Source organism: Glacieibacterium frigidum, from assembly GCF_007097155.1.
GTDB lineage: Bacteria > Pseudomonadota > Alphaproteobacteria > Sphingomonadales > Sphingomonadaceae > Glacieibacterium > Glacieibacterium frigidum.
On the sequence record NZ_VJWA01000001.1, the window covers coordinates 1841818 to 1864352 of the forward strand.

Consider the following 22535-nt stretch of genomic DNA (forward strand, 5'->3'; position numbering starts at 1 on the left):
GGCGCGCACTCGCCTACAGCGCGCCTTCGCACCGGCGGGGGCATGTCCCTCGCCGTTTGCGTTTTCGAAGCCAGCCGGAGGGGCGTCGCACTGCGCGGCGTCAACGATCGGCCAAAAGGAGTATTGCGGCATGCCGTCCTACGAGCATGTCTTCCTCGCGCGACAGGACCTGGCGACTGCCCAGGTCGAGGCGCTGACGGAGACGTTCACCAAGATCATCTCGGACGGCAAGGGCGCCGTGACGAAGAACGAATATTGGGGCCTGCGCGGCCTCGCCTATCGGATCAAGAAGAACCGCAAGGCGCATTACGTGCTGTTCAACATCGACGCCCCCGCCCCGGCGGTCGCCGAGATGGAGCGCCAGATCGCGCTGAACGAAGACATCCTGCGCTACCTGACCGTGCGCGTCGACACGCTCGAGACCGAGCCGTCGGCGATGATGCGCCGCAACGAGAGCCGTGAGCGCGACCGCGATGCCCGCGGCGGCGACCGTCCGGACCGTGGCGACCGTGACCGCGGCGACCGTGGCGACCGCCCGCGTGGCGGCGGCTTCGGCGGCGAGCGTTCGGGTGGTGGTGGCGATCGTGGCGGCGGCTTCCGCCCCCGTTCGGCTTAAGGGAGAGATACAATGGGTCGTCCCTTTTTCCGCCGTCGCAAGAGCTGCCCGTTCTCGGGTCCCGACGCTCCGGTCATCGACTACAAGGACGTGCGCCTGCTGCAGGGCTTCGTCTCGGAGCGCGGCAAGATCGTGCCGAGCCGCATCACCGCGGTTTCGGGCAAGAAGCAGCGCGAGCTCGCCCAGGCGATCAAGCGCGCGCGCCACATCGGGCTGCTGCCCTACCTCGTCAAGTAAGGGGCTGACCTCATGGATGTGATCCTGCTCGAGCGCGTCGAGAAACTCGGCAACATTGGCGATGTCGTCAATGTGAAGCCCGGCTTCGCCCGCAATTTCCTGCTCCCCCGCCACAAGGCGCTTCGTGCGTCGGAGGCCAACCGCAAGCGCTTCGAAGCCAATCGCGCGACGATCGAGGCCGACAACGCGCACAAGCGCGAGCTCGCCATCGAGGATTCGGCGAACATCGACGGCAAGACGATCATCCTGATCCGTCAGGCGTCGAACACCGGCCAGCTGTACGGTTCGGTCGCCACCCGCGACCTCGCCGACGCGCTGTCGGCCGATGGTGCCAAGGTGCTGCGCAGCCAGGTCATCCTGGAGCGTCCGATCAAGTCGCTCGGCATGCACACCGTCAAGGTGTCGCTGCACCCCGAGGTGTCGGTCGACATCAAGGTCAACATCGCCCGCTCGCCCGAAGAGGCCGAGCTGCAGGCGAAGGGCGTCGACGTCACCGCCGACATGTTCGAGCGTGACGACGCCGGTTTCACCGAGGCCTACGACCCCAACGCCGAGCCGGGCACCATCGCGACCGACGAACCGGTCGCCGAGGCTGCCCCGACCGACGCCGAGGACGAGAACGCCTAAACTCCTGCCACGTAATCCCCGCGCAGGCGGGGACCCAAAGTCGCAATCTTGCTGACCTTGGGTCCCCGCCTGCGCGGGGATGACGACGTTTGAACAGGGTGCACCAATGACCGACGACACCCCGAACGACGACACCCCCGCCCCCCTTGCCGACACGCCCCCCGACCGCCTGTCGGCTACCCCAGGCACGCCCTTCTACGACGAGGCGATCCTGTCGCGCGGCATCGGCATCCGCTTCAACGGCGTCGAGCGCACGACGGTCGAGGAGTATTGCGTCTCCGAGGGCTGGGTCCGTCTCACCGTCGGCAAGTCCCGCGACCGCCGCGGCAACCCGATCACCCTCAAGCAGTCGGGCACGGTCGAGCCGTGGTTCAAGGATATCGCTGGCTGAGAGCTGCGCGACTGGCATCGTCCTGACGCGGCCGCTCCCTCGCTTTACCTAGCTTCAATCCACATCCCAGCCGAAGACGTCTTCGACCCCGACGCCGAACAGCCGCGCGATTCGAAAGGCGCTTTCGAGGCTCGGGGAATAACGCCCCTGCTCGATTGCTATGATGGTCTGACGCGTAACGCCGATGGCCTCTCCCAACGCGGACTGGCTGATGCCTCCATGCAACTCGCGCAGTTCCCGTACGCGATTTGTGATCGGCGGACGTTTGGCCACTCTCAGGAAGCCCGGCGGATCAGCGCGATCTGAAGCGCATAGTCCGCGAGCTGCGAAACGATCAGGCTGCCCATGATCGTATGGAACAGCAGAACACCGTTCTGATGATCGAAAAAGTAGAGCAGCGAAGTGACCGTCCCGGCTGCCAGCATGAGACCCGACCAATGACCGGCGCGGTCGAGCAAGGGCTTCTCGCGCTCATCGGCAGGGGCGTTGGCTTCGCGCGGCGTCAACAGGGCCAGCGTTGTCTGGCCCGCCACCGACGCGATCACGACCAGAAGCGTGAAGGGGATGAAGAGGGCTAGCGGCGGTGCGGCAGACCCGGTTTCGCCCCACACGGCGAACGCCATGGTCAAGTAGTAGGCGCCTGCCCCGAGCATGAGCGCGCCCATCAACCAGGCCGACTTTTCCCTGAACGACATCCTGCCCTCCCGTGTGTTAAAAATATTCGACATTACTGGCCGGCACCGGCGGCTATGTCAAACATTTTTTACAACGCGCGCAGCATCGTGAAGATCGCGCACAGCAATCCTTCTACTTGTCCCCCCGCACCATCGCGTGTGCGAGGACCGCGAACAGCACGCTGCCGCCGAGGATGTTGCCGAGCAGTGCCGGCGCGATGAATCCGCCGAAGGTCTGCGCGGCATCGGCCTCGCCTGCGAACCACAGCACGAACGCCTCGGTCGCGCCGGCGACGACGTGGCTGAACCCGCCCGCGCCGATCACCCAGGTGACGAGCACCACGACCCAGAACTCGCTGCCCTTCGCATTGGGCAGGATCCACGCGATCGACGCGATCAGGAAGCCCGCCGGGATGCCGAGGCGCAGGATCTCCATCGCGCCGTGCGCGGTCGCCTCGCGCGAGATCTCGAAAACCGAACGCTGCTGTTCGGGATCGACGATGAACCCCGACACGATCCCCCAGGCGACGAGTGCGCAGCCGACCAGATTGGCGCCGAACACCACCGCCCAGACGCGCAGCAGATTGCCGAAGTTCGCGCGTGTCGGATGCGTCGCGACGGGCAGCACGGCGGTCACCGTCGTTTCGGTGAACAGCTGCAACCGCCCGAGGATGACGATGACGAACCCCGTCGTGTAGCCGAACGCCGACACCAGTGGTGCCCAGGCAACGTCCTTCGGCAACCCGCCGTGCAGATAGGCGCGCGCCAGCACCGATGCGCCGAGCGCTACGCCGGCCGCGACGCCCGACGCCGCGAGCGACAGCGCGGTGCGGCCGAGCTCCTCCTCGCCCTGCGCGCGCACCACCTCGTGGACGACCTGCAGCGACGCGGGCGCGATCGCGTCGGCCTCCGCACGCTGCGTCTCCGACAGCCCGGCCTCGGGGTTGCTGCTGATCGCAGGATCGACGGCGGGCTTTTCCATCGGCGCTCAACGGCGGCGGGGTTGCACCGTTCCTGAGGCTTGCGCGGGGGACCCACACGCTTAAGTCGGGGCATGGCCGATCTCTTCGCCGCCGACCCGCCCGCCGATGGCCCCGCCCTGCCCGGCCAGCCGCTCGCCGAGCGGCTGCGCCCGCGCGCGCTGGACGAGGTCGTGGGCCAGGAGCATCTGACCGGCCCCGACGGCGCGATCGGGCGGATGGTCGCCGCGGGCAAGCTGGCATCGCTGATTCTGTGGGGACCACCGGGGACGGGCAAGACGACGATCGCGCGGCTGCTCGCAGATGCGGTGGGCCTGCGCTTCGTGATGATCTCGGCGGTGTTCTCGGGCGTCGCCGACCTGAAGAAGCTGTTCGCCGAGGCGCGCGCCGCGGCCCGCGCCGGCCAGCGCACTTTGCTCTTCGTCGACGAGATCCACCGCTTCAATCGCGCTCAGCAGGACGGCTTCCTGCCCTATGTCGAGGACGGCACGATCACCCTCGTCGGTGCGACGACCGAGAACCCCAGCTTCGAGCTGAACGCCGCGCTCCTCAGCCGCGCGCAGGTGCTGATCGTCCGGCGCCTCGATGCAGCCGCGCTCGACGCGCTGCTTGGGCGTGCCGAGGCGATCGAGGGCCGCACTTTGCCCCTGACGCCGGCGGCGCGCGAGGCGCTGGTCGCGTCCGCCGATGGCGACGGGCGCTTCCTGCTCAACCAGGTCGAGACGCTGTTTTCGATTGCCATCGACGCGCCGCTCGATCCGGGCGCGCTCGGCGAGCTGCTCCACCGCCGCGTCGCGGTCTACGACAAGGACCGCGAGGGGCATTACAACCTGATCTCGGCGCTGCACAAATCCCTGCGCGGTTCGGACCCCGACGCGTCGCTCTACTATCTGGCGCGCATGCTGACCGCCGGCGAGGAGCCGCTGTACGTGCTGCGCCGCCTCGTGCGCTTCGCCAGCGAGGACATCGGGCTGGCGGATTCGAACGCGCTTGTGGTGACGCTCGCGGCGAAGGAGTCGTACGACTTCCTGGGGTCGCCCGAGGGCGAACTGGCGATTGCGCACGCCTGCCTCTACCTCGCCACCGCGCCGAAATCGAACGCGGCGTATGTCGCGCAGAAGAGCGCGTGGCGGTCGGCGAAGGAGACGGGCTCGCTGATGCCTCCCGCCAACATCCTCAACGCGCCGACCCGCCTGATGAAGGACATCGGCTACGGCAAGGGCTACGCCTACGACCACGACGCCGAGGGCGGCTTTTCGGGCGCGAACTACTGGCCCGCCGAGATGAACCCGCAGAGTTTCTACGCGCCGACCGACCGGGGTCATGAGAAGCGCATCGGCGAACGGCTCGCGGCGTGGGCGGCGCTGAGGCGTGGCGGGGATGGTGGATAGGGGTTATATCGGCCGAATGATGGACCGCATCGTATCCACGCCGGGCGTCCGGAGCGGGAAGCCGTGCATTCGCGGCACGCGCATCACGGTCGTGGATATGCTCGAGTATATGGCGGGCGGCGATACCATCCCGGACTTGCTCGAAGATTTTACCGAGCTGTCGCGCGAGGATTTGCTGGCCTGCCTCGCCTACGCCGCCGAACAGCTGAATCATGAGCAGAGCATCGCCGCCGAATGAGGTTTCTCGTCGACGAGAACCTGCCCCGGCGGATGGCGGCTGCCTTGGTCACGCTCGGCCACGAAGCAGAGCACTGCACCCATGTGGTCGGGCGCTCCGCTGACGATGGAGCGATCTGGCGACATGCAATGGCTGTCGGGGCGATCATCGTCACCAAGGATGACGACTATCTGGCGTTCCTTGCTGGTACGCCCCCGTTCACACCCGTCGTCTGGCTGCGGATCGGCAACTGCTCGCGTGCCGAGGCGATCGAGCGGGTGGTCAGCAATCTCGATACGATCGCGACGGCAGTCGAGGCGGGGCGCCTGCTGATCGAGCTATGACCTTCGACCGCTTCGTCGGGATCGACTGGTCGGGGGCGCGGGGGCACAGGCATCCGTCGATCGTCGTCGCGACTGCCGAGCAAGGGGACGCGGCGCCGCTCATCGTGCCGCCGGCCGGGCGGTGCTGGTCGCGGCAGGAGGTGCTCGACTGGCTGCGCGTGCAGCAGGGCAGCCCGCTGGTAGGGCTCGACGCGGGGTTCGGGTTCGCGGCCATCCCCGGCTTCGACGGGCCAGCGCGGGCGTTATGGGCGGCGATCGACCGGATCTGCGCCGATGACGCCGATCTCGGCGGGCACGCCTTCGTTGCGGCGCATCGGGACATTTTCTGGATGGGCAAGGCCGACGGGCCGCGGGCCGCGAGGGCGCTTTTCCGCGTCACCGAGCGGGCTTATGCGGACTCGAAACTCGGCCAGCCGACGTCGAACTTCGTGCTGCTCGGCGCGAGCCAGGTCGGCAAGGCGACGCTGTCGGCGATGCGGCTGCTCAACCACCTAGGCTGGCCGGTGTGGCCGTTCGACCCGGTGCCCGCCGACGGCCCGCTGATCCTCGAAATCTACGCCCAGGCCTTCGCGGCGATGGGCGGGGTGCGCGGCAAGCTACGGACCCGCGACGCGCTTGACGCGGTACTGTTGCGCCTCGGCAGCGCGCCGATGCCGCGCGACTTCCCCGAAACCTTCGCCGATCATGTCGGCGACGCGCTGGTCTCCGCCGCCGGCCTGCGCGCCATCGCCGATGACCCCGCGTGGTGGTCGCCCGCCGGGCTGACCCCCGCGATCGCCGCGACCGAGGGCTGGACGTTCGGGATCGCCTAGAGCGTCCACCATTTCAGCGCGTCGGCGCGCGCGCGGCCGTAATCGATCAGGCAGCGCATCTGGCGCTTGTGGAATTCGACCGGCGCGGGCTTGTCGGCATTGTCGAGTGCGCGCCACGCGTCGCAGCTCAAGGTCTCGCCGCCGGATGCGAACAGATGCTCGCCCGCGTCGGGGCCGATGAGCGCGACCGGCGGGTCGCCGGGCAGCGTCGCCGCGGCGGCGGAGAAGCGGTAGATCTGGTTGGTCAGGATCTTGACTGCACGCTGCGCACTGTCGGCGAAGTCCCAGTCGCGCAAGCGACCCGTCGCCGGACACGCCGCGCCCTTGGCGGTCACGAACGGGCACTGCGCCTCGGTTTCGAGCGTGCCGTTGACGACGCGCAGCGCGAGCGGGGCCGGGCCGCGGGCTGTGCGCGCCGCGAGCAGGGCGCGATCCTCGGCAGCACGGAAAAGGCCGAAGCGCGCGCCGCCGTCGATATACATGACGTCGTCGATATAGACCGGCGGTGCCGCGGCGGGCACCGACGACGAGGCGATCAGCGTCTCGATATAGCAGCGCTTGATCTGCGGTTTCGCCGCCGCATCGGCTTCGCGCCAGCGTTGCGCCAATGCCGTCATGTCGACCGCCCAGGCGTCGCCGCCGCGCAGGTCGACAACCCCGACCAGCAGCTTGCGACGCTGGTCGGCGGCGGTGGCCACCTCGCCGAGCAGGGCGTCGTCGTCCACGCCGGGCGCGCTGTCGAACATGCGGTCGAGCCGCCCGCGCAGCGGCACCAGCGTCCCCGCCGCGCCCTTGCGCACAACGCCGATCAGCCCGCGCGCCTGGACGTCGAGGATGTCGGCCTCGGCATCGATCGTATAGCCCGCGACGGCCCGCTCGCTGCGCCCGACGAAGATCGGCGTCGCGAGCAGCGACCCCGTGCTGACCCCGGTGACGACGCGGAACGCCGGCAGGCCGCCGCCGCGCACGCGCCACTGGTCGATGAACCCCGCGCCGAACGCGCCGTTCTGGCTGCCGCCCGACAGGAACAGCAGCACCGGGCGTTCGGCGACCCCCACCGCCCCCGGCGCGCCGGCAATGGCGCCCGCGATCAGCGCCTCGTACCCGGTCTCGGCCCCGCCCACTGCGCCGCGCGCGACCTCGGTACGCAGCGGCGTGCGCGGCAGGTCGCAACCGCCTAGCGACACGGGCTTGTGCGCGCAGCCCGCGAGCAGCGCGGCGAGGATTGGCATCACCAGCCAGGTGCGCATTCGCGAGCTCCCCCGTCTGCCGCGCAGCATGCCATATCCCCGTAAATGCGCAATTGACGCGCACCGCCTTTTGCCCCGCCGCCCCGCGTGCGCTACAGGCTCGGCAATGCCCGCATTCGCCGCCCTGCCCCCCCTCGCCCTCGTCATGCTCGGCGGCGCGATCGGCGCCGGTCTTCGCTACTCTGTCGGCGTCTGGACAATGCGCACGCTCGGCCCCGGACTGCCGTTCGCGACCTGGGGGGTGAACATCCTGGGTGCGCTCGGCATGGGGCTGCTCGTCGGCTGGCTGAGCGCGCGCGACGATGGGGAGCCGTTGCGGCTGCTGCTCGGTGTCGGGGTGCTGGGCGGATTCACCACTTTCTCGGCGTTCAGCCTCGAGGTCGTCGAGATGATCCTGCGCGGCGAGATCGCGCTGGCCACCGCCTATGCCGTGTCGTCGGTCGCGGGCAGCGTGCTGGCGCTGTTTGCCGGCCTCTACCTGATGCGCGCCTGATGCGGACCTTCACCGTCCAGCCCGACGACGAGGGCATTCGCCTCGACCGCTGGTTCAAGCGGCACGAGCCCGGCACGAGCTTCAACGTCGTGTCGCGCTGGGCGCGCACCGGCGTGCTGCGCCTCGACGGGGCAAAGGCCGATCCGGGCGACCGGCTGCGCACGGGGCAGGTCCTGACCCTGCCGCCCGCCGAGGCCCCCGACCCCGGCGCCCCCGTGGCGCGGCCGGCGAAGCCGCTGAGTGCTGCCGAGATCGAGTATGCGCAGTCCCTCGTGATCTACAAGGACATGCACGCGATCGTCATCAACAAGCCCCCCGGCCTCGCGACGCAGGGCGGCACCGGCACGACGACGCACGTCGACGGGCTGCTCGACGCGCTGATGTACGACACGCGTGCCCGGCCGAAGCTGGTGCACCGGCTCGACAAGGACACGTCGGGCGTGCTGCTGCTGGCGCGCACCGCGCGCGCGGCGGCGCATTTCTCCAAGGCCTTTTCGGGCCGCACCGCGCGCAAGATCTACTGGGCGCTGACCGTCGGCATGCCCGAGCCCGAGCAGGGCGAGATAGATGCGGCGCTGGCGAAACAGCCGGGCAGCGGCGGCGAGAAGATGCACGTCGATCCGCAGGCGGGCCTCGCGGCGCGCACCGTCTACTCGGTCGTCGACAACGCCGCCGACCGCGCCGCCTGGGTGCAATTCCAGCCGCTGACTGGGCGCACCCACCAGATCCGCGTCCACGCCAACGCCATTGGCCACCCGATCGTCGGCGACGCCAAGTACGGCGGCAAGGAAGCGTTCCTGACCGGCGGGATCAGCCGCAAGCTGCACCTCCACGCCCGCCGCCTGCTGATCGACGATCCCGACGGCAAGATCCTCGATATCTCCGCCGACCTACCCGCGCATTTCATCGAGAGCTTCAAGATGCTGGGCTTCGAGCCCGGCCAGGCGACCGCCGAGCCCTACGACGACACCAAATACGCCGACACGCCCGAGGGCAAGCGCAAGGCGGCGGCGGCGGCTGCCAAGTCGCGCCGCAAGGCGCATCGCGGCGAACGGCGGTCGCGGGGCCAGGGCTGACGATGCACCCGTCGCCGCTGTACCGCTGGGACGACGACAGCGCGCTCGAGTTCGTCGCCGAGATGGCGTTCGCGCATGTGTTTGCGCAGGTGCCCGCCGGTCCGCGCGTCGCGCATGTGCCGCTGCTGGCGGAGGGGCGGAAACTGCGTTTCCACCTCGCCAACGCCAATGCGCTGACGCCGCATCTGGGCGGGATGACGGCGCTCGCGAGCGTCGCGGGGCCGAACGCCTATGTCAGCCCGAATTGGTATGTGAAGCGGACGCGCGTGCCCACTTGGCTGTACGTCGCGGTCGAATGCGAGGGCCCGGTGCGGGCGCTGGGCAACGACGAGCTGGTCGACCTGCTCGATGCGAGTGCGGCGACCTACGAGACCCGCGCCGCGCAGGACTGGACGCGTGCCAAGATGGACCCGGCGAAGTTCGCCGCGATGTGCCGCGCCATCACCGGCTTCGAGCTGACCGTCGAGACGATCCGCGCGACGCGGAAGCTGAGCCAGGATTCGGACGCCGCCGACACCGCCGGCGTGATCGCCCACGTGCCCGACGACGTGGCGGCGCTGGTTCGCGCGCAATGACCCGGCTTGCGGTGTTCGATTGCGACGGAACGCTGGTCGACAGCCAGGCGAACATCGTGCGCGCGATGGGCGACTGCTTCGTGCGCGTCGGGCTGACGCCGCCGCCCGAGCAGGCGACGCGGCGGGTGGTGGGCCTCAGCCTCGTCGAGGCGATGCAGGCGCTGCTGCCGGACGCCGACGCGGCGCTGCACGCGAGCCTCGCGGGCGAGTACCGCGATGCCTTCCACCGGCTGCGCGCCGAGGCGCGGCTCGACGCCGAGCCGCTGTATCCGGGCGTCCGCGAGGGGCTCGACCGGCTGCGCGATGCCGGCTGGGCGCTGGGCGTCGCGACGGGGAAGTCCGACCGCGGCCTTGCGCTGCTGCTCGACCACCACGGCATCACGGGCCATTTCGTGACGCTGCAGACCGCCGATCGCCACCCGTCGAAGCCGCACCCGGCGATGCTGCGCGCCGCGCTGGCCGAGGGCGGCGCTCGTCCCGCGCAGGCCGTGATGATCGGCGACACGGTGTTCGACATTGTCATGGGAGGCCGCGCGGGCGTGCGCGCGATCGGCGTCGACTGGGGCTATCACGACACGCACGAGCTGCACGACGCCGGCGCGCTGGCGGTGGTGACGACGATGGACGAACTGCTCGACCTGTTGCTGGAGGACGCATGATCGGACGGTTGAACCATGTCGGGATAGCGACGCCCAGCATCGACGACGCGGTGCGCGTTTATGCTGACCTTTACGGCGCGACCGTCAGCCGGGCCAAGTTCGCGCTGCCCGAACAGGGCGTGTGGGTCGCCTTCATCGACCTTGCCAACAGCCAGATCGAGCTGATCGAACCCTATGGCGACGCCTCGCCGGTGTGGGGTTTCCTCAAGAAATTCCCGAACGGCGGGCAGCACCACATCTGCTTCGAGGTGCCCGACATCATCGCGGCGCGGGACGCGCTGAGGGCGAAGGGGGCGACGGTACTCGGCACCGGCGAGCCGCGCATGGGGGCGCACGGCGTGCCGGTGATCTTCGTCCATCCCAAGGACACGGGCGGGGTCCTCGTCGAGCTGATGACCGAGCCGTCAGGCCACTAGCGCCGCCCGCGCGCCAGCAGCAGCGCCGTCAGCAGCCCCGCACCAACCACCCCAGCAGCGCGCATCGGGAACAGCTGCGCCTCCAGCCACAGGCTGGTGCGGCGGACGTGCGTGTCCTGGTCGCTCTCGATCCGCCCGTCGGCGCGCGAGGTGAACAGATTGTCCTTCACCCCCGGCGGCGGCGGCTGGTCGGTCTGCTGCGCGGGCGTGCCGATCAGCGACTCGCCGAGTTCGGTCAGCGCCGGGAAATGCGTGCCGAACAGGCTGATCAGCGCGCCGTTGCCGCCCACCGTGATTTCGCGGCGCGGGTTGGCGGCGGCGAAGACGATCGCCTTCGCCACGAGGCGCGGGTCGTAGATCATTGGCGGCAGGCTGGCGGGCTTGTCCATATAGTTGCGCGCATGCTCGGGCCACGGCGTGTGGATCGCGCCGGGCTTGATCAGCGTCACCTGCACCGGGTCGCCCGCCTCCATCACCTCGGCGCGGAGTGCGTTGGTGAAGCCGTGGACGGCGTGCTTCATCGAGGCATAGATGCCCTGCTGCAGGATCGACACGTCGCCGAGGATCGAGCCGATGTTGATCAGCGTGCCGCCGCGGTCCTGCATCACCTCGACCGCCTTCAGCGAATTGCGCACCGTACCGAAATAGCCGACGTCGAAGACGCGGCGATGGTCGGCCTCGGGGACCTGGTCGAAGCGGCCGTAGACCCCCGCAGCCGCGATGTTCACCCAGGTGTCGATGCGCCCGAAGGCGGTCAGTGCGGCGTCGGCGATACGTTCGGCACTATCCTCGTCGGCGATATCGGCGACGCACACCACCGCGGCATTACCCAGCTCGGCGGCGACGGCGTCGAGCGCGTCGGCGTTGCGCGCGACGAGCACCATTTTCGCGCCCTCGCGCGCGGCAAGATGCGCGGTGGCGAGGCCGATGCCGCTCGAGGCGCCGGTGATGACGATGACCTGGTCTTGGATGGGCTTCTGCTGCACGGCACGGACTCCTGTCGGGTCCCTGCGCAACGCGCGCTCATGGCCCGCGGGTTCAGCCCTGCGACACCAGCCGCCGCTCGATATCGGCCCATAGCCCGTTGAAGGCGCGCGCCGCGGGTCCGCCTGGGGCGCGCACCGCGATCGGCGAGCGGTGAACCGACATCGCCTCGACCGCGCTCGCATAGGGGATCGCGGCCCGGTCGGCATCGACGTCGACGATGTTCCGGTGCAGTGCGCGGCGGCGGTCGACCATGGTGAACACCGGCACCACCGCGGGCCCCTTGGGATGATGGCGCGCGAGGTGGGCGACCAGCTGCTCATAGGCGCGGATCGACAGCGGGGACGGGATCATCGGCACGACGAGCAGGTCGACCGCGCGGAACAGCTGTTCGGCGAGTTCGCTCAGCCCCGGCGGGCAGTCGAGGACGATGCGGTCGTAGTCGCCGTCGAGGTCTTTGAGCATCCGGCGCAGGCGCTTCGCCTTGTCGTCGGTCGCCAGCTGCTTCTCGAGGCTGCGCAGCGAACCGTCGGCGGCGAGCAGGTCGAGGCAGGGCCAGGCGCTCGGCTGGATCGCCGCGTCCAGCGCGGCATCCTTGGCGAACAGCTTGCGCGCCGCCGCGCCGCCCTTGGGCGCGAGTTTCAGGGTGAAGGTCGCCGCCCCCTGCGCGTCGAGGTCCCAGAGCAGGGTGCGCCGCGCGCTCAGCGTCGCGCTGGCATAGGCGAGGTTGACCGCGAGCGCGGTCTTGCCGACCCCGCCCTTGACGCTGAAAACCGCGACGCTCTTCACGCAGCTACGGCGAGGAGCCCCGCCGCGAGCCGGTCGCGGATGGCGCGGATCGCACTCAGGTCGATGCTGGCGATCGCCGGTGCCGCAGCGGGCGCCGGCGCGGGCGCTGGCTTGAGCCCATCGCCCAGCAGCTTCTGCACGCCCTTGATCGTATAGCCCTCGTCGTAGAGCATGCGATGGATATCGCGCAGCAGCACGACATCGGCAGGGCGGTAATAGCGCCGGTTGCCGCCGCGCTTCAGCGGCTGGACCTGCGGAAAGCGCGTCTCCCAGAAGCGCAGCACATGCTGCGGCAGGCCGAGTTCGGCCGCGACTTCGCCGATGGTGCGAAACGCACCCGGCGACTTGCCCGTATCGGTCATGCGGCGGGCGGCCCGCCGTTGATGCGCTCGCGGAGCAGCTGGCTGGGGCGGAAGGTCAGCACGGTGCGCGGCTCGATCGGCACTTCCTGGCCGGTCTTCGGGTTGCGCCCGATGCGCTGGCCCTTGCTGCGCAGCACGAAGCTGCCGAACGAACTGATCTTGACGTTGTCGCCGGCGACGAGCGTGTCGCAGATATGGTCGAGGACGCCTTCGACCAAGTCCGACGACTCGGAGCGCGACAGGCCGATCTCGCGGTGAACCGCCTCGCACAGGTCGGCACGGGTCAGCGTGCCCTGCCCCGAAGCGCGCGCGGCGCGTGCCGTGGACTTCGTTACGCCAACCGTTTCAACTGCTTCCAGCATTGTCATCTTGCCCTCCCGTCGATCGCTCCAGATCACCTACCAGCGAACCGCTGCTGCCCCCCAGGTGAAGCCGCCGCCCATCGCTTCCAATAGCAATAAATCGTACGGTTTGATACGCCCGTCGCGCACCGCGGTGTCGAGCGCCAGCGGCACCGACGCAGCGGACGTGTTGGCATGGGCGTCGACGGTGACGACGACGCGCTCGATCGGCAAATGCAGCTTCTTCGCCGTACCCTCGAGGATGCGCAGGTTCGCCTGGTGCGGGATCACCCACGCGACATCGTCGGCGGCGAGACCGGCGGCGCCGAGCGTCTCGGTCATCACCGACGCGAGGTTGGTGACCGCATGGCGGAACACCTCCTTGCCCTTCATCCGCAGCTTGCCGACGGTGCCCGTCGAGCCCGGGCCGCCGTCGACGTAGAGCAGGTCGTTGTACTTGCCGTCCGAATGCAGGCGATGCGCGAGGATGCCGCGGTCGGCGGAGGTCCCCGCCCCCTCCTCGACGCGCAGCACGATCGCGCCTGCGCCGTCGCCGAACAGCACGCAGGTCGCGCGGTCCTCCCAGTCGAGCAGGCGCGAGAAGGTCTCCGCGCCGATCACCAGCGCGCTGTTCGCCGCTCCCGTCACCAGCATCGCGTCGGCGACGCTGAGCGCATAGAGGAAGCCCGAACACACCGCCGCGACGTCGAACGCCACGCCGTGGCGCATGCCCAGCTTGTGCTGCACGACCGTCGCGCACGACGGGAAGGTCTGGTCGGCGGTCGCGGTGGCGACGACGATCAGGTCGATGTCGTCGGGCGTCAGGCCGGCCATTGCGAGCGCGCGGTTGGCGGCGGCAACCGCGAGGTCGGAAGTCAGTTCGCCGTCGGCGGCGATGTGGCGCTGGCGGATGCCGGTGCGCTCGATGATCCATTCGTCGCTGGTGTCGACCTGCGCCGCGAGTTCGGCGTTGGTCAGGATGCGGTCGGGCAGGTAACTGCCGGTGCCGATAATCCGCGCGCGCCTCACTTGGCGCTCGTCAGGTCGACCGCAGCGGGCCGGTGCGCGTGAAAGTTCGCGAGATCGTCCGAGATCTTGCGCGCCACGTCGGCGACGACCAGGTCGTGCGCGACGCCGATCGCATTGGCGATACCGCGCACCGACGCGCCGCCATGGCTCTTCACGACGATGCCGTTGAGGCCGAGCAGCACCGCGCCGTTGTGGGCGTTGGGATCGAGGTGCGCGCGGAGCGCGCGGAGCGCCCCACGCGAGAGCAGATAGCCGAGCCGCGTCAGCCACGACGTCTTGAAGGCTTCGGCCAGCAGCCCGGTGACGAGCTTGCCCGTCCCCTCGGCGGTCTTCAGCGCGATATTGCCCGAGAAGCCGTCGGTGACGATCACGTCGACATTGCCCTGGCCGATCTTGTCGCCCTCGACGAAACCTTCGAAGCGCATCGGCAGGTCGACGGCGCGGAGCAGCATCGCCGCTTCCTTCAGCTCTTCGGTGCCTTTCAGCTCCTCCTCGCCGATGTTGAGCAGCGCGACCCGCGGCCGCTCGACGCCCAGCACGACGCGCGCGAAGGCGGCGCCCATGACGGCGAACTGGATCAAATTTTCGGCATCGCACTCGACGTTGGCGCCGAGGTCGAGGACGACCGAATCATTCTTGAGCGTCGGCAACAGCGCCGCGAGCGCCGGGCGGTTGATGCCCTCCATCGTGCGCAGCGCGAGGTACGCCATCGACATCAGCGCGCCGGTATTGCCGGCCGACACGAGCGCCTGCGCCTCGCCGGCCTTCACCGCCTCGATCGCCAGGCCCATCGACGTGCCGCGGCCGCGCCGGATGACCTGGCTCGGCTTGTCGGTGCCCAGCACCTGCGTCGCGGTATGGACGACGACCGCTTCGGCGCCGACGCGCGGCGCACGCGCCAGTTCGGCGCGGATCGCGGTCTCGTCGCCATAGAAGCGGAAGAGCAGCTTGGGATAGCGTTCGCGGGCAAGCTCGGCACCGGCGATTACTGCCGCCGGTCCGCTGTCACCGCCCATCGCATCCAGCGCGATCACGGGGCGTGCGGTCATGCCGTTGCCCCCGTCACGCCGGTCGAAATCAAGCCTCGACGGCGACGATCTCGCGCCCGTTGTAGTGGCCGCAGGCGTTGCACAGGTTGTGCGGGGCCTTGAGCTCGCCGCAGTTCGGGCAATCCTGGAACGGCGACGCGCTCAGCGCGTGGTGGCTGCGGCGCATGTTGCGGCGCGAAGGCGAGGTCTTGCGTTTCGGAACGGCCATCCGGCACCTGTCATCTTCATCATGAGGGGCAAGCGCCTGAGCGGCCGCAACGTGCGGCCGGCGCGTACCCCGGCTGTTTGTGAAGCGCGGACCATAAGGATTTGCGCGCCGAACGCAATATGAAAAGCCGCCGCCCCCCGGTTATGGGGGACGGCGGCTCAATCATGCGGTGAGTTTAGGCAGCGTCTTTGTCGCGAAGCGCGTCCTTGGCTCCGCCCCAGGTGTTCTGGACCTTGCCCTCGACCTGGTCGGCCTTGCCTTCGGTCTCGATCTTGGTGTCGCCGACCAGCTTGCCAAAGCCTTCCTTGATCTTGCCGCCGACATTCTTGGCGGCGCCTTCGATGCGATCTTCGTCCATGACAACACTCCTTCGTGAAGTTACTCCAGGTTAACGAGGTGGACGCCCGAAGGTTGCACGGGGTAAACCGGGACCACGACCGAACGGGGGGAACACACATGATCGTCACCATCACCACGGCCGGCCTGTGCGGGCTGGTCCTCATGGCGCTCAGCGTCCGCGTCATCGTGGTGCGCGGCAGTGCCAAGGTGTCGCTCGGCGACGGCGGCAACCCGCTGCTGCTGTCGCGCATCCGCGCGCACGCCAATTTCGCCGAGTACGTGCCGATCATCCTGATCCTGATGGGCCTGATCGAGAGCTTCGACGGCGACCGCTACATCCTCGGCATCATGGGTATTGCGCTGGTGCTGGGGCGCATCGCGCAGGCGGCCGGGATGGGGCTGCCGGCGCCGAACCCGTGGCGGGTCGTCGGCACGCTGACGACCTTCATCATCCTGATCAGCACGAGCGTCTGGGCGCTGATCATCTCGGCGCGCCTGCACGGCCTCTAGGCAGCGAGCACACTGTCCGCAACGAAGGCGTTCGAGCGCCGCTCCTGCGCGAAGGTCGACATCGCGCCGTGCCCGGGGATGAACGCCGTCTGCCCGCCGAGCGGCCATAGCCGGGTGGTGATCGCGTTGATCAGGTCGGCGTGATTGCCCATCGGAAAATCGGTGCGCCCGATCGACCCCTGGAACAGCACGTCGCCGACGATTGCCAGGTTCGACGGCGCATGGTGGAAGATCACGTGTCCGGGCGTGTGGCCGGGGCAGTGATGGACGTCGAGCACAAGCTCGCCGACGGTCACCGTGTCGCCCTGCACCAGCCAGCGATCGGGCGTGAACGCCGTCGCGCCCGCGATGCCGTATTGCGCGCCGACCGCGGGCGCCATGTCGATCCAGAACTTGTCGTCGGCGTGCGGCCCCTCGATCGGCACGCCGAGCCGGTCGCGCAGCGTCCCCGTCAGCCCGCAATGGTCGATATGGCCGTGGGTGACGAGCAGCTTCTCGATGGTCACCTTGTGCTGCGCCGCGACGCCGAGCAGCCGGTCGAGGTCGCCGCCGGGATCGACGAAGGCACCCTTCATCGTCTTCGTGCACCACAGGAGCGTGCAGTTCTGCTGGAGCGGCGTCACCGGCACGATGACGGCATTGAGCGGCCGGTCGGTCACAGCAGTTTGATCTCGCGCAGGCGCTGCAACAGGAAGTCGTGCGCGGTGATCGGCGCCGCGGGCCGTTCGCCGGGAAGCGTCTCGATCAGGTAATCGGGCCGGAAGTGCAGGAAGTACGGCGTCGAATAGCGCGCATGGCCGCGCCGCTCGGGGGCCGGATTGACCACCCGGTGCGTCGTCGAGGGCAGGCGCCCGCCGGTCAGCCGGTCGAGCATGTCGCCGATGTTGCACACCAAAGTCCCCGCCGGGGCGTCGATGTCGCGCCACTCGCCGTCGCGGGTCAGCAGCTGCAACCCCGCCTCCTCGGCGCCGAGCAGCAAGGTGATGACGTTGATGTCCTCGTGCGCCCCGGCGCGGATGCCCGGCGCGTCCGCCCCGATCGGCGGATAGTGCAGCAGGCGGAGCACCGAATTGCCGTCGCGCACCGTGTCGTCGAAGAAGTCGGGGGCGAGAGCCAGGTGCACCGCGATGGCGCGCAGCACCCGCCGCCCGGCGAAGTCGAGCGCGTCGTACAGCGCCAGCACCGCACCCTCGAACTCGGGCACTTCGGCGGGCCAGACGTTGGGCTGCATGAACGCGCGGAACACGTGGCCGGCGGGCAGCTCGCGCCCGACATGCCAGAACTCCTTGAGGTCGGAGACGTTCGCGTCCTTGGCAGTCTCGATGCCGAACGGCGTCAGGCCGCGCGCGCCGCCCTGCCCCGCCACGACATAGGCGCGCTTGACCTCCTCGGGCAGCGCGAACAGCGCCTTCGCGGCGGCCAGCGCGCGGTCGATGATCGCCTGGTCGACCCCGTGATCGGCGACGACCGCGAAACCGGTGCGCGCGAACGCATCGCCGAACGCGGCGGCTGCGGCGTCGAGATCGCTGTCGACGAGGCTAAGCGAGATCGGGCGGATGTCGGCTATGCCTGGCACGAGGCCTCCAGATCGGGTGCGGTAGCGGGAGAGGGACTTGAACCCCCGACCCCAGGATTATGATTCCCGTGCTCTAACCAGCTGAGCTACCCCGCCGCACCGGCGCGAGGGCGGCGATATAGTCTTGGGGTTGGCGCTGCGTCAACGCCAGTCTAACCGGGCGGGCATGGAAAGCAGCAACTGGTCGCTCGTCGTCCACGGCGGATCGGGCGTCTTCACGCGCGCGTCGCTCAGCCCCGAGCAGGACGCGGCGTTCCGCGCCGGGCTCGGCGAGGCGCTCGCGGCGGGGTCGGCACCCCTCGCGGCGGGCGGCAGCGCGCTCGACGCGGTCGAGGCGGCGGTGCGCGCGCTCGAGGACAACCCGATCTTCAATTCGGGCCGCGGCGCGGTGTTCACCGCCGAGGGGCGCACCGAGCTCGATGCCGCGATCATGGACGGCCGCGACCGCGCCGCGGGGTCGGTAGCGGGCGTGACGCGCACCCGGAACCCGGTCACCCTGGCGCGCGCGGTGATGGCGCACTCCCCCCACGTCCTGCTGGCACGCGACGGCGCCGACGTGTTCGCCCTCGAGCAGGGCCTGCCCCAGGTCGACCCCGGCTATTTCCGCACCGAGGAACGCTGGGCCGCGCTGCAGGCGATGAAGGCCGCCCATGCGCGCGGCGAGCCGCTGTTTGACAAGAACCTCAAATACGGCACCGTCGGCGCGGTAGCACGCGACAGCCACGGCCATGTCGCGGCAGCGACCTCGACCGGGGGCCTGACCGGCAAGCGCTGGGGCCGCATCGGCGACTCCCCGCTGATCGGCGCCGGCACCTACGCCGACGACCGCGCCGGCGCAGTATCGGCGACCGGTTCGGGCGAATATTTCATCCGCGCCGGCGTGAGCCACGAGATCTGCGCCCGCGTCCGAATGCTCGGCGAGACCATCCAGCAGGCCGCCGACCTCCTGCTGCAGGAAGAGCTGAAGGCAATGGGCGGCGACGGCGGCGTGATCGTCGTCGGCGCGGACGGCAGCATGGGCTGGTCGTTCAACACGCCGGGCATGTTCCGGGGGCGCGTCGGGGCCGAAGCAGCGGCGGTGATCGCGGTTTACGGGGACGAAGCCTGAGCCCATCGTTCGGAGCTTGAACTGGAAGGTTGACGCACCCGTCAACCTCCGCGATGCACAGCCGTAACGCCTCGGGGAGAGCACGCATGTCCATGCCCGCCAGTTTCGCGAACCGCCTGTCGATCCCGGTCATCGGGTCGCCCTTGTTCATCATCTCCAACCCCGACCTCGTCATCGCGCAGTGCAAGGCGGGCGTCATCGGCAGCTTCCCCAGCCTCAATGCGCGGCCGATCGAGCAGCTCGACGAGTGGCTGACGCGGCTGGGTGAGGAACTCACGCCGCAGGACGCGCCCTTCGCGGTCAATCTGATCGTCCACAAGACGACCGCGCGGCTGGAGGAGGACCTCGCCCTCGTCGTCAAGCACAAGGTGCCCGTGGTCATCACCTCGCTCGGCGCACGCGAGGACGTCAACGCCGCGGTGCACTCGTACGGCGGCATCGTGCTCCACGACATCATCAACGACCGCTTCGCGCGCAAGGCGATCGAGAAGGGCGCCGACGGCTTGATCGCGGTCGCCGCTGGGGCCGGCGGACATGCCGGCACGATCTCGCCCTTCGCGCTGATCCAGGAAATCCGCGCGTGGTTCGACGGGCCGCTGGCCTTGTCGGGATCGATCGCGAGCGGCGGCGCGGTGCTCGCGGCGCTCGCGATGGGGGCGGACTTCGCCTATATCGGCTCGGCGTTCATCGCGACGACCGAGGCGCGCGCCGACGACCGCTACAAGGCGATGATCGTCGAGTCGGGCGCATCCGACATCGTCTATTCGAACCTGTTCACCGGCGTGCACGGCAATTATTTGCGCCCCAGCATCGTCGCGGCGGGCATGGACCCGGACAATCTGGCGACGGGCGACGTCAGCACGATGAACTTCGGCTCGGGCGGCAACTCGGACGCCAAGGCATGGAAGGACATCTGGGGCTGCGGCCAGGGCATCGGCGCGATCACCGAGGTGCAGGGTGCCGCGGGCTTCGTCGCCAAGCTGCGCCGCGAGTATGAGGAGGCGCGCGCGCGTCTCGGCCTGTCGACCCAAGTCGCTCGCGCCGCCTGAGGGAACACAGAACAACCGCCATCGTTGCCGCCGCATATTCGCGAAGGAACGCCCTGTGGAACTGACCATCCCCCTCGACACCGTCTGCCGCATTGTGCTGCGCGCCCGTGAGTTCGAGGCGCTGATCCCCGACACCGACCCCGACGACGGCTCGAACGCGAGCGACGACGGCGCGGTCGGCGAACTCGAGGACGACGGCGACAATCCGACCGAGGAAGAGCTGCGCGCGATCATCGACGACCTGGCCGACGACGAGCAGGCCGAACTCATTGCCCTCGCCTGGGTCGGCCGCGGCACCTACGACGCGACCGAGTGGGACGACGCGATCAGCACGGCCGCCGACGAGGTCGACGACACCGCCGACTATCTCCTCGATCTGCCGATGCTGGCGGCGTACCTCGAGGCGGGGCTGGCGGCGTTTGAGCTGAGCTGCGACGGCCAGGGCCAGGTGGTCTGAACTAAATCGTCATCCCCGCGAAGGCGGGGACCCAAGGTCACAATTTCTGCCAAGGGGTCAGCGCTGCTTCATCCGAGCCCGGTGACTTTGGGTCCCCGCCTTCGCGGGGATGACGACTGTTAAGGCCGCTTCGCATCCCACAACGCGACCGCGATTGCCGCGACCACGCCCGCGGCGAACCCGCCCAGCAGCCCGGCGGTCGCCTGCCCCACGGCAATGCCCGCGAGCGCCCCGACGATGGTCAGCGCCGCCAGCAGGCAGCCCCCGGCAGCGCGCGGTTGACGGTTCATGCGCTCAGATACTCCAGTATGGCCGCACCCATTGCGGGCCCGACGACGGCGCTCATATGGGTGCCCGGCATCTCGACATAAGTGCCGTGCGGCAAGGCGTCCGCGAGGTCGGGCGCCGACCCGTTGTCCTGGTCCTCGGCCCCGCACAGCACCAGCACCGGCGTCTGCACCGCCGCAACCTCCGCCGCCGTCGTGACGATCTGCGAGCGCAGCACGTGCGCGACCGCTTCGCCGTCGACCTTGTTGGTCCGCATGAACTGCACCGCGGTCCAGCCGTTCGACCCGCGTTCGAAGCTGTCGGCGTTGGCGATGACGTTCAGGAACCAGTCGGTGCGCTTGCCGATCTCGATGATGCCGGTCAGCCCCATGCCCGCGACCACGGCGCGGCGCGGCGTCATCCCCCGCACCAGGCAGCGCATCGTCGTCCGCCCGCCGAGCGAATAGCCGCCGAGGTCGTAATCGGTCAGCCCGAGGTGCGCGACTAATGCCGCGGCATCCATTGCCAGCACGTCGGGCGGATAGGCCGCGGCATCGTGCGGCGCGCCGCTCTGCCCGTGGCCGCGCAGGTCGGGCAGGATGACGCGAAACCCCGCGTCCGCCAGCTGCTTCGCCTGGCCGAACTTCGTCCAGTTGGTGTCGCCGGTCGAGAACAGGCCGTGGAGCAGCACGACGGGCCGGCCGGCACCGACTTCCTGCCAGCTCAATTCCACGCCGTCGAAGCTGGGGAAGGTGAAGCGGTCGGTCATTCGGCCTTATGCACCGCCGCCCAACGCTCGACCAGCGGCGGATGCTCGTCGGTCCGCAGGTGCGGCAGGGTGTCGTCGTGGATCCAGCCGGGCACCCAGCTCTCGACGCCGAAATGGCTGGCGAGCCGCACCAGACCAGGCTCGTCGAGCGATCCCACAGTCAAGTCGAGCATGTCGGACCCCGCGTCGTATTCGAAGGTCAGCGGCGTCCCGCACAATGCGCAATGTCCGCGATGCGCGAACGGCGAAGAGCGGTACAGGTCGCGCGGCCGCCCCGACCAGGTGACCGCATCCCGCCGCGCGTTGACCAGCGCCGCCGCGACCCCACCGGTGGCGCGCTGGCACATGCGGCAATGGCAGAAATAGGCCTCGTCGGTGTCGAGCGTGCCCGCATAGCGCACAGCCCCGCACTGGCACCCGCCTTCGATCTCGATCATCCCGCCTCCACGAACCGCCGCCGCCACGCCGGCAGATCGGCCGGCTGCGTCTCGAACGCCTCCACCGCCGGGTCAAGAATTACCCACGGCTGGCGGTGCGCCGTCCAGATATGCGCTCGCGCGAAGAGGCCCGACGTGTCGTCGAGCGTCCCGGGCTTGAGAGTCAGCCACTCGGGCGCGGCGCTCGACTGGTGATGGATGCGCGTGCCGCATGCCGCGCAGAAGCTGCACGCCGTACGCGCCCCGCTGGCCGTGCCGCGCGACCACACGCCGACGTCGCCGGTCAGCGCGAAGTCGGCGCTCCGCACCGGTGCCGACAGCGCAAAGGCGCTTCCCGACTGGCGCTGGCATTCGCGGCAGTGGCACGCATAGACCTTCAGGTCCGCGGCGCTCACCCGGTAGCGCACCGCCCCGCACTGGCACCCGCCCTCGATCATCCGCCGGTCTCCTCGCGGTCACCTAGCCGACAAAGCGAGCGTTTTCGAACCCGGACCGCGAAGACG

35 protein-coding genes and 1 tRNA gene are annotated in these 22535 nt (G+C 69.4%); 17 read left to right on the forward strand and 19 right to left on the reverse strand.

The window, feature by feature from the left end; genetic code table 11:
- Positions 1-130 precede the first annotated feature (130 nt).
- The 4 genes from rpsF to FMM06_RS08900 all read left to right on the forward strand — a co-directional run bounded on the left by rpsF (position 131) and on the right by FMM06_RS08900 (position 1871).
- Positions 131-616 (forward strand): 30S ribosomal protein S6, encoded by a 486-nt coding sequence (gene rpsF / locus FMM06_RS08885; RefSeq protein WP_144236890.1) that lies wholly within the window; start codon positions 131-133, stop codon positions 614-616.
- Between the two features lie 12 nt (positions 617-628).
- Positions 629-853, forward strand: coding sequence for a 30S ribosomal protein S18 (gene rpsR, locus FMM06_RS08890; RefSeq protein ID WP_144236891.1), 225 nt, complete (start codon positions 629-631; stop codon positions 851-853).
- A gap of 12 nt (positions 854-865) precedes the next feature.
- The gene (gene rplI / locus FMM06_RS08895) at positions 866-1480 is read left to right on the forward strand and encodes a 50S ribosomal protein L9 (protein ID WP_144236892.1); all 615 of its coding nucleotides are present in this window, start codon (positions 866-868) and stop codon (positions 1478-1480) included.
- Between the two features lie 106 nt (positions 1481-1586).
- Entirely contained in the window at positions 1587-1871 is a 285-nt protein-coding gene (locus FMM06_RS08900) for a DUF3297 family protein (protein ID WP_144236893.1), read from the forward strand.
- A gap of 54 nt (positions 1872-1925) precedes the next feature.
- Here the strand turns inward: FMM06_RS08900 and FMM06_RS08905 are convergent, their stop codons facing one another.
- From FMM06_RS08905 to FMM06_RS08915, 3 genes are all read right to left on the reverse strand, one after another.
- Positions 1926-2144, reverse strand: coding sequence for a helix-turn-helix transcriptional regulator (locus FMM06_RS08905; RefSeq protein WP_144236894.1), 219 nt, complete (start codon positions 2142-2144; stop codon positions 1926-1928).
- A 2-nt stretch (positions 2145-2146) separates the two neighbouring features.
- A complete protein-coding gene (locus FMM06_RS08910; protein ID WP_144236895.1) occupies positions 2147-2566 on the reverse strand; it encodes a hypothetical protein in 420 nt (139 codons plus the stop codon).
- A gap of 112 nt (positions 2567-2678) precedes the next feature.
- Positions 2679-3527, reverse strand: coding sequence for a formate/nitrite transporter family protein (locus FMM06_RS08915; RefSeq protein WP_144236896.1), 849 nt, complete (start codon positions 3525-3527; stop codon positions 2679-2681).
- Between the two features lie 72 nt (positions 3528-3599).
- On the opposite strand from FMM06_RS08915, the gene FMM06_RS08920 reads away from it, so the two are divergent.
- The 4 genes from FMM06_RS08920 to FMM06_RS08935 are packed head-to-tail and all read left to right on the forward strand — an operon-like array spanning position 3600 to position 6289.
- Positions 3600-4916 (forward strand): replication-associated recombination protein A, encoded by a 1317-nt coding sequence (locus FMM06_RS08920; protein WP_144236897.1) that lies wholly within the window; start codon positions 3600-3602, stop codon positions 4914-4916.
- 16 nt (positions 4917-4932) lie between these two features.
- Entirely contained in the window at positions 4933-5154 is a 222-nt protein-coding gene (locus FMM06_RS08925) for a DUF433 domain-containing protein (RefSeq protein WP_144236898.1), read from the forward strand.
- Complete coding sequence (locus FMM06_RS16780; RefSeq protein WP_185965107.1) at positions 5151-5477, forward strand: DUF5615 family PIN-like protein; 327 nt, start codon at positions 5151-5153, stop codon at positions 5475-5477. Before FMM06_RS08925 ends, FMM06_RS16780 begins: the two co-directional genes overlap by 4 nt.
- On the forward strand, positions 5474-6289 hold the full coding sequence (locus FMM06_RS08935) for a hypothetical protein (RefSeq protein ID WP_144236900.1): 816 nt from the start codon (positions 5474-5476) through the stop codon (positions 6287-6289). Before FMM06_RS16780 ends, FMM06_RS08935 begins: the two co-directional genes overlap by 4 nt.
- On the opposite strand, the gene FMM06_RS08940 is transcribed toward FMM06_RS08935, so the two are convergent.
- A complete protein-coding gene (locus tag FMM06_RS08940; RefSeq protein WP_185965108.1) occupies positions 6286-7539 on the reverse strand; it encodes a patatin-like phospholipase family protein in 1254 nt (417 codons plus the stop codon). The two genes, FMM06_RS08935 and FMM06_RS08940, sit on opposite strands and share 4 nt — an antisense overlap.
- A gap of 106 nt (positions 7540-7645) precedes the next feature.
- Here FMM06_RS08940 and crcB point away from each other — a divergent pair, with 106 nt between their 5' ends.
- The 5 genes from crcB to mce are packed head-to-tail and all read left to right on the forward strand — an operon-like array spanning position 7646 to position 10758.
- Complete coding sequence (gene crcB, locus FMM06_RS08945) at positions 7646-8032, forward strand: fluoride efflux transporter CrcB (RefSeq protein ID WP_235889182.1); 387 nt, start codon at positions 7646-7648, stop codon at positions 8030-8032.
- Entirely contained in the window at positions 8032-9108 is a 1077-nt protein-coding gene (locus FMM06_RS08950; protein ID WP_144236902.1) for an RluA family pseudouridine synthase, read from the forward strand. The genes crcB and FMM06_RS08950 overlap by 1 nt, the downstream gene beginning before the upstream one ends.
- Positions 9109-9110: 2 nt before the next feature.
- On the forward strand, positions 9111-9683 hold the full coding sequence (locus tag FMM06_RS08955; protein ID WP_144236903.1) for an FMN-binding negative transcriptional regulator: 573 nt from the start codon (positions 9111-9113) through the stop codon (positions 9681-9683).
- Complete coding sequence (locus FMM06_RS08960) at positions 9680-10342, forward strand: HAD-IA family hydrolase (RefSeq protein WP_144236904.1); 663 nt, start codon at positions 9680-9682, stop codon at positions 10340-10342. Before FMM06_RS08955 ends, FMM06_RS08960 begins: the two co-directional genes overlap by 4 nt.
- On the forward strand, positions 10339-10758 hold the full coding sequence (gene mce, locus FMM06_RS08965; protein WP_144236905.1) for a methylmalonyl-CoA epimerase: 420 nt from the start codon (positions 10339-10341) through the stop codon (positions 10756-10758). Before FMM06_RS08960 ends, mce begins: the two co-directional genes overlap by 4 nt.
- On the opposite strand, the gene FMM06_RS08970 is transcribed toward mce, so the two are convergent.
- The 8 genes from FMM06_RS08970 to FMM06_RS09005 all read right to left on the reverse strand — a co-directional run bounded on the left by FMM06_RS08970 (position 10755) and on the right by FMM06_RS09005 (position 15878).
- Positions 10755-11744 carry an SDR family oxidoreductase gene (locus tag FMM06_RS08970; protein WP_185965109.1) on the reverse strand — a complete coding sequence of 330 codons (990 nt, stop codon included), beginning with the start codon at positions 11742-11744 and terminating at the stop codon, positions 10755-10757. The two genes, mce and FMM06_RS08970, sit on opposite strands and share 4 nt — an antisense overlap.
- 52 nt (positions 11745-11796) lie before the next feature.
- Positions 11797-12531, reverse strand: a complete 735-nt coding sequence (locus FMM06_RS08975; RefSeq protein ID WP_144236907.1) for a ParA family protein — start codon at positions 12529-12531, stop codon at positions 11797-11799.
- Positions 12528-12893: a MerR family transcriptional regulator gene (locus tag FMM06_RS08980; protein ID WP_144236908.1), complete on the reverse strand. Its 366-nt coding sequence runs from the start codon at positions 12891-12893 to the stop codon at positions 12528-12530. Before FMM06_RS08980 ends, FMM06_RS08975 begins: the two co-directional genes overlap by 4 nt.
- A complete protein-coding gene (locus FMM06_RS08985) occupies positions 12890-13255 on the reverse strand; it encodes an integration host factor subunit alpha (protein ID WP_144237167.1) in 366 nt (121 codons plus the stop codon). Before FMM06_RS08985 ends, FMM06_RS08980 begins: the two co-directional genes overlap by 4 nt.
- Before the next feature lie 36 nt (positions 13256-13291).
- Entirely contained in the window at positions 13292-14263 is a 972-nt protein-coding gene (locus FMM06_RS08990) for a beta-ketoacyl-ACP synthase III (RefSeq protein ID WP_144236909.1), read from the reverse strand.
- Positions 14260-15312: a phosphate acyltransferase PlsX gene (plsX, locus tag FMM06_RS08995; protein WP_144236910.1), complete on the reverse strand. Its 1053-nt coding sequence runs from the start codon at positions 15310-15312 to the stop codon at positions 14260-14262. Before plsX ends, FMM06_RS08990 begins: the two co-directional genes overlap by 4 nt.
- A gap of 28 nt (positions 15313-15340) precedes the next feature.
- Positions 15341-15520, reverse strand: a complete 180-nt coding sequence (rpmF, locus tag FMM06_RS09000; RefSeq protein WP_144236911.1) for a 50S ribosomal protein L32 — start codon at positions 15518-15520, stop codon at positions 15341-15343.
- Positions 15521-15695: 175 nt separating this feature from the next.
- On the reverse strand, positions 15696-15878 hold the full coding sequence (locus tag FMM06_RS09005) for a CsbD family protein (RefSeq protein ID WP_144236912.1): 183 nt from the start codon (positions 15876-15878) through the stop codon (positions 15696-15698).
- Between the two features lie 98 nt (positions 15879-15976).
- Here FMM06_RS09005 and FMM06_RS09010 point away from each other — a divergent pair, with 98 nt between their 5' ends.
- Positions 15977-16369 carry an MAPEG family protein gene (locus tag FMM06_RS09010; protein ID WP_144236913.1) on the forward strand — a complete coding sequence of 131 codons (393 nt, stop codon included), beginning with the start codon at positions 15977-15979 and terminating at the stop codon, positions 16367-16369.
- On the opposite strand, the gene FMM06_RS09015 is transcribed toward FMM06_RS09010, so the two are convergent.
- From FMM06_RS09015 to FMM06_RS09025, 3 genes are all read right to left on the reverse strand, one after another.
- Entirely contained in the window at positions 16366-17028 is a 663-nt protein-coding gene (locus tag FMM06_RS09015; RefSeq protein WP_144236914.1) for an MBL fold metallo-hydrolase, read from the reverse strand. The genes FMM06_RS09010 and FMM06_RS09015 overlap by 4 nt on opposite strands.
- Positions 17025-17945, reverse strand: a complete 921-nt coding sequence (locus FMM06_RS09020) for an isopenicillin N synthase family dioxygenase (protein ID WP_144236915.1) — start codon at positions 17943-17945, stop codon at positions 17025-17027. Before FMM06_RS09020 ends, FMM06_RS09015 begins: the two co-directional genes overlap by 4 nt.
- A gap of 22 nt (positions 17946-17967) precedes the next feature.
- Positions 17968-18041, reverse strand: a tRNA-Met gene (locus tag FMM06_RS09025).
- A 70-nt stretch (positions 18042-18111) separates the two neighbouring features.
- Here FMM06_RS09025 and FMM06_RS09030 point away from each other — a divergent pair.
- The 3 genes from FMM06_RS09030 to FMM06_RS09040 all read left to right on the forward strand — a co-directional run bounded on the left by FMM06_RS09030 (position 18112) and on the right by FMM06_RS09040 (position 20559).
- Positions 18112-19053 carry an isoaspartyl peptidase/L-asparaginase family protein gene (locus FMM06_RS09030; RefSeq protein WP_144236916.1) on the forward strand — a complete coding sequence of 314 codons (942 nt, stop codon included), beginning with the start codon at positions 18112-18114 and terminating at the stop codon, positions 19051-19053.
- A gap of 86 nt (positions 19054-19139) precedes the next feature.
- Positions 19140-20102 carry an NAD(P)H-dependent flavin oxidoreductase gene (locus FMM06_RS09035; RefSeq protein WP_144236917.1) on the forward strand — a complete coding sequence of 321 codons (963 nt, stop codon included), beginning with the start codon at positions 19140-19142 and terminating at the stop codon, positions 20100-20102.
- Between the two features lie 55 nt (positions 20103-20157).
- Positions 20158-20559, forward strand: a complete 402-nt coding sequence (locus FMM06_RS09040) for a DUF3775 domain-containing protein (protein ID WP_144236918.1) — start codon at positions 20158-20160, stop codon at positions 20557-20559.
- A 119-nt stretch (positions 20560-20678) separates the two neighbouring features.
- Here FMM06_RS09040 and FMM06_RS16785 read toward each other — a convergent pair whose 3' ends face one another.
- Genes FMM06_RS16785 through FMM06_RS09055 form a run of 4 tightly spaced genes read right to left on the reverse strand, consistent with a single transcriptional unit; the run spans position 20679 to position 22469 of the window.
- Complete coding sequence (locus FMM06_RS16785; protein WP_185965110.1) at positions 20679-20849, reverse strand: hypothetical protein; 171 nt, start codon at positions 20847-20849, stop codon at positions 20679-20681.
- Complete coding sequence (locus FMM06_RS09045) at positions 20846-21595, reverse strand: alpha/beta fold hydrolase (protein WP_144236919.1); 750 nt, start codon at positions 21593-21595, stop codon at positions 20846-20848. Before FMM06_RS09045 ends, FMM06_RS16785 begins: the two co-directional genes overlap by 4 nt.
- Positions 21592-22032: a GFA family protein gene (locus tag FMM06_RS09050; RefSeq protein ID WP_144236920.1), complete on the reverse strand. Its 441-nt coding sequence runs from the start codon at positions 22030-22032 to the stop codon at positions 21592-21594. Before FMM06_RS09050 ends, FMM06_RS09045 begins: the two co-directional genes overlap by 4 nt.
- Positions 22029-22469, reverse strand: coding sequence for a GFA family protein (locus tag FMM06_RS09055; protein WP_144236921.1), 441 nt, complete (start codon positions 22467-22469; stop codon positions 22029-22031). Before FMM06_RS09055 ends, FMM06_RS09050 begins: the two co-directional genes overlap by 4 nt.
- Between the last annotated feature and the right edge of the window lie 66 nt (positions 22470-22535).